The sequence below is a fragment of the Chamaesiphon sp. OTE_8_metabat_110 genome, assembly GCF_031382685.1.
Lineage (GTDB): Bacteria > Cyanobacteriota > Cyanobacteriia > Cyanobacteriales > Chamaesiphonaceae > Chamaesiphon.
In genome coordinates, this window is the sequence record NZ_JANMZA010000243.1 from 1 (window position 1) to 8,877 (window position 8,877).

An 8,877-nucleotide genomic window follows, 5' to 3' on the forward strand; every position below is an offset into this window, starting at 1 on the left:
AGCTTGCCGATGGCACATTAGACGCATCTACCGAGCATTGGCACAGCCAACTTCAAAATTCATCAAGCACTATTCACTATCCACTAATTAAACTGGCACAGCCAACTTCTAAATCCACTATCCACTATTCACTATCCACTAATTAAACTGCTGACTCAAAGCCACCGGATTATGGACGGTAATTTTTTTCTTCTGGATCGAAATTACCTGATTGTCTTCATCGCGGAGATCTCCGAGTAGGCGGGTGACGGTGACGCGGGTAGAGCCGATGGCTTCGGCGATCGCTTGGTGTGATAACTTGAGATCGATCGTGATGCCGTTGCCGTTGGGGATGCCAAAGTCCCTACACAAGATCAGCAAGAAACTCGCCAGTCTCGATCCCATGTCTCGATGTGCGAGAGTTTCGATCATCATTTCGGTTTGGAGAATCCGCGATGATAGACCTCTGAGCATGATCCAAGAGAGTTCGGGATTGTCTTTGAGTGCTTTTTCAAACTGCTCGATCGAGACTGATAATAATTCTACTGGGGTAAAGGCTACAGCATGATAAAACCTGTCGGACTTGTTCCCCGTAATCAGCGATAACACTCCAAAGACGCTATTTTCGCGCAGTAAAGCCACAGTAATCTCTTCTCCGGCTTCGTAGACGCGCGAGAGCTTGACGGCACCTTTGGTGAGGAAATAGACGCGTTCGGCAGGATCGCCAGGGAAAAAAATAGTTTTATTGCGATCGAATGTTTCGAGTACTGGCGGAAAGTCACCTCCAGCCAGTTGCTGAAAGACGCTAGCGATCGGTTTATCTTGCATCATGACCATCTTAGATTTACACTCACTTAAAATAATTGGACTCACAATTTCAGATTTGGGCAGAGTGAAAACCTTGATGACTAGAGATCTACAGATTTTATCTAGCCAAGCCGAGCGGGTACTTCCTCACATCCAGACTATCAAATTTGTTTGACAGTGATACAGATTACTTAATCTGACTTGCCAATAGTTTTTTGTATCGTAGACTACTAAGCCCCCACAGATGGGCGGTTGCTGGCGTTGGCGTAGCCTCCGCTTTGCGGAATCGAAACCGCGATAACTGGCAACTACGATCGGCTAACTGATATCATGAGCCGTGCGAGTTAAGATGGAATAAAATTATCGTGTTAAATTTAAGCGGCAAAAACGCGCTAGTAACTGGAATCGCCAATAATCGTTCGATTGCGTGGGGGATCGCCCAACAACTTCACGCTGCTGGAGCCAATATCGGGATTACTTATCTCCCTGACGAGAAAGGGAAGATGGAACGCAAAGTTGAAGAATTAGTTGCCCCCCTCAACCCGAGCATTTATCTGCCGCTCAACGTGCAAGATGATGCCCAAATCGATCGGACTTTTGCCGAAGTTGGCGAAAAATGGGGCCGGGTAGATATCTTAATTCATTGTCTAGCATTTGCGAATAAAGAGGATCTTTCTGGCGATTTTAGCAAGACTTCTCGGGCTGGATTCGCACAGGCGATGGATATTAGTACTTATTCGCTGACGCGCCTCGCTGGTGCTGCCAAACCCTTGATGACTGCGGGGGGCAGCATTGTCACGCTCACCTATCTGGGTGGTGTAAAGGTAATTCCTAACTACAATGTGATGGGAATTGCCAAATCTGGCTTGGAAATGAGCGTCCGCTATCTAGCTTCCGAACTCGGTCCCGATAATATCCGCGTCAATGGCATCTCGGCTGGGCCGATTCGGACATTAGCATCTTCGGCTGTCGGCGGGATCTTGGATATGATCCATCATGTCGAGAAGGTAGCACCACTACGGCGAACTGTGACACAAACGGAGGTCGGTAATACCGCTGCTTTCTTGTGTAGCGATCTGGCTAGTGGTATCACTGGGCAAATCGTCTATGTCGATGCAGGTTACGAGACAATCGGGATGTAATTAATTAATAATTAATAATTAATAATTGAGTTTTTGGACTCGGTTGTTTTTCCCGTTCATAAAAATGCACCAAGCACAATTCACCTAAAAGGCGGGGGATTTAAACCCCTACTTTTTGCTAATTGGTGGGGTACCCATTTGGGTACCCATTCCAATATCCCCCAGCCTCCCAACTCCCAACTCCCAACTCCCATCTCCCTTCACTGCGCTTTTAATTTACTGACCTTCAGCCTGAACTTACCACTACTAGTTTCACCAAAACCTTGAACGCGGATAATATATGTCCCAGATTCTTTGATTCTCATAAACAATAAAGAGTTACTAGTTCCATCAGGGCCATCATCATTTTTACCGATACTTTTGGCTTCGGAATTTAGGAGATTGATAACTGTATCGAAAGCTTCTGAAGTCAGATCGATCGCGAGTTGGTCGCCTGCAACTAGTTGAATTTTATAATCTCGGGCAAAACCACCATCACCTGTCGGAATATCGCGTTCGGACAAAATATCTTCGACTTCACCGCTAGGTGGTAGCTGCACGGGCACGTACACAAAAGCATATTTACTTACTTGGATGGGAGTTGGTTCGACCGCCGTGCGGGGAATCGCTTTAGTGCGATCGCCCAAGACTGTAAAAGTGGAGATAATAGCGAGTGATAAGTAGTGATAGCCAAATCTTTGAAATCCGAGCATGGTTAAGTCTTTAAATGGTCGATCGGGGTAGTCTTGAATTCGAGATACGAGCGCATTATTAACGTGAATTCGATCTGTGAGTCCGATCGGTAAAGCTATGAATTAGCAGACAAACAATACCGACATTGATTGAAATGTCTGCCCAGTTAAAGATAGCAAAATTAATAATTCTCAGATCGATAAAATCGACTACAGAACCACCAAAAAACAATCGATCGATCCCATTGCCTGCGGCACCTGCCAAGATCGCGCCCAAGCCGACCTGCTCCCAAATACTATTAAAGTTTCTAAAAATACCGATCGCGACCAAAATTGCACTGACAATTAGTGACAGCCAACCCAGCCACGGCTGTCCTTCTAGCATACTAAAGGCAGCACCATAATTGCGGATATAGGTAAAGTGAAAAACATTTGGGATAATTGGGAATGATGTCCGCTCGATTTGAAGATAATTAACGATCGCCCTTTTAGTAACCATATCGATAATAATATTGGCGATCGCCACGATCCAAAAATAATAATTTATAATTCTCATCTAATCGATTGCTAATAAAACATGATTTTTCTAAGGATAAAGGCAGTTAATGTCGCAGCACATCCTAACGCTAAATGACTTATAAAAGGATAAACCGAATAAACTACAATCATCTCTCCTAATTTAAAGCCGCCTAGTTGCTGCCAGTTAACTAATTGAAATATTCCTAGATAAATAATTCCGATCGCATGAATTGTGATGATTCCACACAGGCAACTCAAACCTAAAGCTTCTAGTGACGGCGTGGAAATAATTCGACTCAAATTTTGGCGATCGATACTTCCTTTAGCACGTTTAAATGCCAGTTGTCCGCAGACCCACGCACCAGGGATAAATGCGAGTAAATATCCAAAAGCGGGCTTTTGAAAATACTCGATTCCCCCACCATCATTGAAAACTTGCAACCACAATAATCCTAACAATAAGTAAGCAACTTGAGTTAATACACCAGCCGTTCTACCACCCAGGCAACTTACTAATAATACAGCGCCAACTTGACACTTAAACCCTAATGGATGAGTAGTAACACCATTACTCAGCCATTGCCACGGCGAACTAGTCACATGAGCGGGCACAAAGTTTGCGCCGATCGTTAGAAACAAGCCAACAATCGTCCACATTAAAATATAAGGACGAGAAACTTTAGTCATGTTAAGGAGATCGAACGGTGGTAACGTAGGTTAACTACGTTAATCGTTGTCGATCGATTGTAAATAGTCAACCCCAGGGTCGCGATTGCTTACGCTGTACTCTCTCGACCCATTAGTGATTCCACCATTTGCGATCGGATTCGCGCTAGGATGGACATTAGTTTTGGAGTTTTAGATTTTTAAGTTATAAATTATGTTAAAGCGTCTGTGGTCGCAGTTATTTGCGTTGGTGCTAGTTGTCGTCGTTGGTTTAGCTGGCTGTTCTGCCAGCCCTGGGGGACTAGTTGGTAATTATCGTCAGGATACAATGACCGTCCTCAATAGTATGAAAGCAGTATTAGAATTGCCAGATGACTCTCCAGACAAAGCAGCAGCACAGTCCCTGGCGCGGCTGAATATCAATGATTTTGCAGCACGTTACCGTCAAGATCCAGCATTGACCAAATTGAGTTCGTTCACGAGTATGCGGACGGCGCTAAACTCGCTAGCAGCCCACTACGCAGCTTATCCCAATCGCCCCCTGCCAGAAAAACTCAAAACCAGTTTAGAGCAAAAGTTTAAGCAAATCGAGTTAGCATTACAACGTAATGCGTAAATGTTGGGTTGGAGATTCGGTCTGACAGTACGATCGGTAGTAGTAGCATCACCAAAGTGTCCGCACTAGTAGTCTACGGCTTAAATCTAGTTACTATTTCGGGAAGAGATGGGAGGATCTCAACAGAGACTGAATTTGTGCCGCCTATAATTAGCTCAATAGTGACAGAGGCTGGCTATGTCTAATTTTGCGACGCTGGAACTTTTTGGCAAAATCACCTGTCCTAACCAAAAGAGTTGAAGGAGATGTCGATCGTTAGATCGACTTCTCCTTTATCTGTCAGAAGATGCCCTATTTTACTTGAGACCCGCGATCGATACTATGGATTGTACGCTACACCAAAATCTTCTTTGCTCCAACGGGAGCTGGTATCGTCACCAATTGCCTCAAAAGTTATTATTAGCGGTCTGCCTTACCAGCAGCTTCCTCACTCAAGGTTCCTACGCGCAGCCCAGCTTAGCCCAAGCTCCCGATAATTATTGCCAGATTCCCCCAGCCGAAGTCAGCGCCAAAAATGTCTTACGATTGGCTGCCCAAAAAGGAGATCCTAGCAGTAAGCGCAAATACAGTGAAATCGTCCAGAGACATTCAGCCTATGTCGAACAGTGTCGGCAGAAAAGTTGGCTCAAGAACCAGGCGATTTGGGTGCGCCTCTATCCCTGCGATGTCCGTCCTGGTTCTTTGGAAGAAATATTCGATCGAATGGTCAACAAAGGCTATAACCGGGTGTATGTAGCCACCTTCTATGGTAAAGCACTACTGCCACGCGCTAGCAATCGGACAGTCTGGAATTCAGTGTTGACCACGCGTGGTACTGAAAAAACAGATTTACTCGCAGATGCCATCACACGCGGACGCGAACGCGGTTTAAAAGTCTATGCCTGGATGTATAGTCTCAATTTCGGGCCAGAATATGGTGTCACACCCGAAGGACAATCGGCAGTCGCCCTCAATGGACGCGGCGAAACGACGCTATTTGCTGGGGAAGAAGGTTTTCAAAAAGCGACCGATGGGAATCCTGGCTCGGTATTGTTTGTCGATCCTTACAGCAATCGCGCTAGAACGGATTACGAACAGATCGTTCGCGAAGTAATCCTGCGGAAACCCGATGGCATCCTCTTTGATTATATTCGCTTCCCACGCGGTCAAGGCGGACAGTCGATCGCCAGCCAAGTTAAAGACCTGTGGATTTATGGTGATGAATCGCGCAAAACTCTCGCCGCCCTAGCGCAAAATAGGAAAGGGGCAGACTTAATCGAGCGATTTTTGACTAACGGGACGATTACGATTAACGACCTCAAGGAAGTAGACAAACTTTACCCCAATGAATCCCCCCTATGGCAAGGTCGCACCCCCCTATCGGGCGAAGCGAGCATGTCCTATGAAGAGAAATTCCCCTGGATTGAATGGGACTTGTGGCAACTTGCCCTCGCTCATGCCAGTGAAGGTGTCGTCAATTTTCTTCAGCGTGCCGCAGCACCCGTCGAACAGCAACAAATTAGATCGGGGGCGGTATTTTTCCCCGAAGCCAACCAACCCGTCGGTAGGAGAGGCTACGATTCGCGGCTCCAGCCTTGGGATCGATTTACGACTAATGAATGGCACCCGATGGCTTATGCCACCTGCAATCGCAGTGATTGTATCGTCAACCAAGTCAAGCGCGTACTGAACTTTGCCCCTGCGCGGACGGATGTCGTTCCCGCCTTGGCGGGAAATTGGGGCAAAGTCAGTGAAGGTCGCCCCTCGCTAGAGGCGCAAATGGATGGGATTCACCGCGCTCTCCCGCAGATTCATTCAATTAGCCACTTTGCTTTTTCATGGCAAGAACCAGAGTTAGACTACTATCGCAGTTCGTGTCAGCTTAAATAAATTTGAACCAAAATAATTTATGAATATCCAAAAAAGTAGAAAGTAGAAAGTAGTAGAAAGTCGGGTGGGCACTGCCCACCATCAGGGTTTCAAATGATTCTAGTATTTAAAATAAATATGTTTATCTACTTAATGATAAGATTACGTCAAAATATTACCGATCGATAAAAGATCTAGTCTAGTTACTCATAATTTAAGTCAGCGATCGTCACGTCCGGTGGCCACTACGGCAACACCATAAACATGAAGATCGAGCGCTCGTAAGGCTAATGCTGCCGATCGCACAGTAGCGCCAGTCGTATAGATATCATCAATTAATAGAACTAAATCGCTAGATTTTACAGACGCACGATCGAGCGCAAAAGCATCGGCGACATTTTCTTGACGAGCCAATTTTGATAAGCCAAACTGAGCTACTGTCGGGCGAGTCCGTTGCAAACTGAGATCTAATTTAGCACCAGTCGCGCGACAGAAACTGCTGGCAATTAGTTCAGCTTGATTGAAACCTCTGCTCGTAAGTTTATCGGGATGGAGGGGAATGGGCATCGCTATTAAGTTAGTTATATTAGCTTGTGGTAAGGATTTTTGCCAACTGGCAGCCAGCCATTCTCCGTATATATTACCGATCGCGCGATTGCCGTCATATTTTAATTTCCCGATCGATCTTTTCACCGCACCCTCATATTTTCCCCAAGCAAATAGTGGTAGGTCGCCTTGCCAATATCGAGCGGCATCGAGTAATTGGGACTCAGTTAGTTGCCGCTCGCAGTATTTACACAAGACATCTCCAGATGGGCGATCGCACAGCGGACAATTTGGCTTGAGAAAGAGATTTAGGGCGCTATTTTTGAAGTTAATTAGGGATGATTGCCAGGGAAGAGTCACGATCGCAATTTAGATAGAATACAAAAATTTTTCACGAATTAGCTCGATTTGAAGATCGGCAATTAGTTCGGGAAGATCGCTCGATTCGTCGATCGAACTCGCTTGCAGGCATTGAGTTAGCTCGCGTGCCAGGTGCGGGGCATTTGGATGCACAAAGATCGAGACATGATCGCCAGGAACCTCGATCGTCTCGACACCGAGTTGTGCTAAGTCCTCCCATCCCGCTGCGAGGGAGACCGTATTGACGCCGTAACCAGCTTTGAATAACGTAATCTTACCAGGATAAGGAGCGGGTTGGTAATATTCTAATGCCCGTTCGTTCGTCGCCAAAGTGCGAGCGAATTGTTGTTGATTTGACGTCAAGTTTAGTCGTTCGCGTACTTCGACTTCGCTCAGCACAAGTAGCGTCCGCTTTGCGGAATCGGCGTGCAGTAATTCTTGAATTTTTTGCCGAATATTTCCAATCTTACTCCGATATGAGATGACTTGATTGATGACTTTATCATAAACAAATCGACTGCCATACTTACAAAAAAGTTGCCAGATTCGAGCGAGCTGCGCCGACCTCGACAGCTCATTATCTATCCCAAGTGCTGGCGTGTCAAAGATTGCTAACATCGCAACTTTTTCGCCTTGTTTATCAAGTTGCTGAGCCATTTCATAAGCAATATGACCGCCGAATGAAAATCCACCCAAATAATAAGGGCCGTGAGGTTGAACCGAGCGGATTTCCCACAGATAATAAGCCGCAATTTCTTCAATTGTGGTAAACGATAGTAAGTTATTATCTAAATCGTAGGGTTGGATGCCATAAAATGGTTGCTCTGGATCTAAAAATTGGATTAATGATTTATAAAATAGCAAGCATGGGTCGAGTGAATGAACGCAGAAAAATGGCGATCGCGAACCATACGGTTGAATCGGCACTAAACTAGATGATATGTTGGCTTGCGAGGAGCTATTGAGGTGTTCGGCTAACTGCGCTACTGTCGGCGATCGCACTAAAATTGCTAATGGTAATTGCACTTTCAATCGCTGGTGAATCTTTGTACATAATTGAATCGCCAGTAATGAATGACCACCTAATTCAAAGAAGTTATCATTAATACCGATGCACTCGATCTTTAATACTTCTCGCCAAATAGCGATGAGAATTTCTTCAAGGGTATTTCTCGGCACTGTAACCTTAGAAGGGCTATCGGGATTGTTTAGGTTCAGTAGCGCCCGTCGATCGACTTTACCATTTGGTGTGAGGGGCAATTCCTGGAGCGTCACAATGTGATTGGGTACCATATATGCTGGTAATTGCTCGGATAGATAGTTACGAATATTTTTACTACTCACTGGTGACTCGGTATCGATCCGAATTTGCCCATTGGGAAATAGCTGCTGGTAAAACTGGTTAGAAGCTATCGATTGTTGATGATGGAATGAGTCGTATCGAAAAGGAAAGACCGCACCATTTCTACAGATTAATCTGCCGACAACTTGGTAATCAGGATTGATATCGTTATCACTCAACCAACTCCGGCAAGTAGCCTCGATCCGATCGCCCGCATCGACATCAATTCCTGGATTGAAAATGGGAAAATAAACGGGTAGCCAAGAATACTCTCGCTCTAAATTATCGATAACGATCTCAGGAGCGGTATATAAGTTCAGCCATAATAATAAGCCATCTAATCGCGCCGACTTAGCAATAGTTAAAGTGATTTCATTGCTA

Annotated in this window: 9 protein-coding genes; 3 read left to right on the top strand and 6 right to left on the bottom strand. The window is 45.3% G+C overall.

From position 1 onward, the window contains the following. Nucleotides 1-138: 138 nt before the first annotated feature. Complete coding sequence (ntcA, locus tag RMO52_RS08955; protein ID WP_309739400.1) at nt 139-816, bottom strand: global nitrogen regulator NtcA; 678 nt, start codon at nt 814-816, stop codon at nt 139-141. A 335-nt stretch (nt 817-1,151) separates the two neighbouring features. Here ntcA and fabI point away from each other — a divergent pair, with 335 nt between their 5' ends. Next, nucleotides 1,152-1,928: an enoyl-ACP reductase FabI gene (gene fabI / locus RMO52_RS08960; RefSeq protein WP_309739394.1), complete on the top strand. Its 777-nt coding sequence runs from the start codon at nt 1,152-1,154 to the stop codon at nt 1,926-1,928. A gap of 200 nt (nt 1,929-2,128) precedes the next feature. Here fabI and RMO52_RS08965 read toward each other — a convergent pair whose 3' ends face one another. From RMO52_RS08965 to RMO52_RS08975, 3 genes are read right to left on the bottom strand one after another with little or no spacing between them, the layout of a single operon-like run. After that, complete coding sequence (locus RMO52_RS08965) at nt 2,129-2,620, bottom strand: PPC domain-containing protein (RefSeq protein WP_310413092.1); 492 nt, start codon at nt 2,618-2,620, stop codon at nt 2,129-2,131. Between the two features lie 58 nt (nt 2,621-2,678). Next, nucleotides 2,679-3,155 carry a signal peptidase II gene (gene lspA / locus RMO52_RS08970; RefSeq protein WP_310413095.1) on the bottom strand — a complete coding sequence of 159 codons (477 nt, stop codon included), beginning with the start codon at nt 3,153-3,155 and terminating at the stop codon, nt 2,679-2,681. Nucleotides 3,156-3,166: 11 nt separating this feature from the next. Beyond that, the gene (locus RMO52_RS08975; protein ID WP_309743776.1) at nt 3,167-3,805 is read right to left on the bottom strand and encodes a biotin transporter BioY; all 639 of its coding nucleotides are present in this window, start codon (nt 3,803-3,805) and stop codon (nt 3,167-3,169) included. A gap of 193 nt (nt 3,806-3,998) precedes the next feature. Here RMO52_RS08975 and psb27 point away from each other — a divergent pair, with 193 nt between their 5' ends. Together psb27 and RMO52_RS08985 are read left to right on the top strand one after the other, a co-directional pair. Next, nucleotides 3,999-4,400, top strand: coding sequence for a photosystem II protein Psb27 (gene psb27, locus RMO52_RS08980; protein WP_309743778.1), 402 nt, complete (start codon nt 3,999-4,001; stop codon nt 4,398-4,400). Nucleotides 4,401-4,721: 321 nt separating this feature from the next. Beyond that, nucleotides 4,722-6,269, top strand: coding sequence for a hypothetical protein (locus RMO52_RS08985; protein ID WP_309743780.1), 1,548 nt, complete (start codon nt 4,722-4,724; stop codon nt 6,267-6,269). Between the two features lie 198 nt (nt 6,270-6,467). Here the strand turns inward: RMO52_RS08985 and RMO52_RS08990 are convergent, their stop codons facing one another. Together RMO52_RS08990 and RMO52_RS08995 are read right to left on the bottom strand one after the other, a co-directional pair. Beyond that, nucleotides 6,468-7,154 (bottom strand): ComF family protein, encoded by a 687-nt coding sequence (locus RMO52_RS08990; protein WP_310413098.1) that lies wholly within the window; start codon nt 7,152-7,154, stop codon nt 6,468-6,470. A 9-nt stretch (nt 7,155-7,163) separates the two neighbouring features. Continuing rightward, a partial coding sequence (locus tag RMO52_RS08995) for a thioesterase domain-containing protein (protein WP_310413101.1) occupies nt 7,164-8,877 on the bottom strand: 1,714 nt, incomplete at its 5' end.

Excerpts from the sequence above, each read along its gene's own strand:
- ntcA (WP_309739400.1), bottom strand. The coding sequence starts at position 816 with ATGGTCATGATGCAAGATAAACCGATCGCTAGCGTCTTTCAGCAACTG.
- RMO52_RS08965 (WP_310413092.1), bottom strand. The coding sequence starts at position 2,620 with ATGCTCGGATTTCAAAGATTTGGCTATCACTACTTATCACTCGCTATT.
- lspA (WP_310413095.1), bottom strand. The coding sequence starts at position 3,155 with ATGAGAATTATAAATTATTATTTTTGGATCGTGGCGATCGCCAATATT.
- RMO52_RS08975 (WP_309743776.1), bottom strand. The coding sequence starts at position 3,805 with ATGACTAAAGTTTCTCGTCCTTATATTTTAATGTGGACGATTGTTGGC.
- psb27 (WP_309743778.1), top strand. The coding sequence starts at position 3,999 with ATGTTAAAGCGTCTGTGGTCGCAGTTATTTGCGTTGGTGCTAGTTGTC.
- RMO52_RS08985 (WP_309743780.1), top strand. The coding sequence starts at position 4,722 with ATGGATTGTACGCTACACCAAAATCTTCTTTGCTCCAACGGGAGCTGG.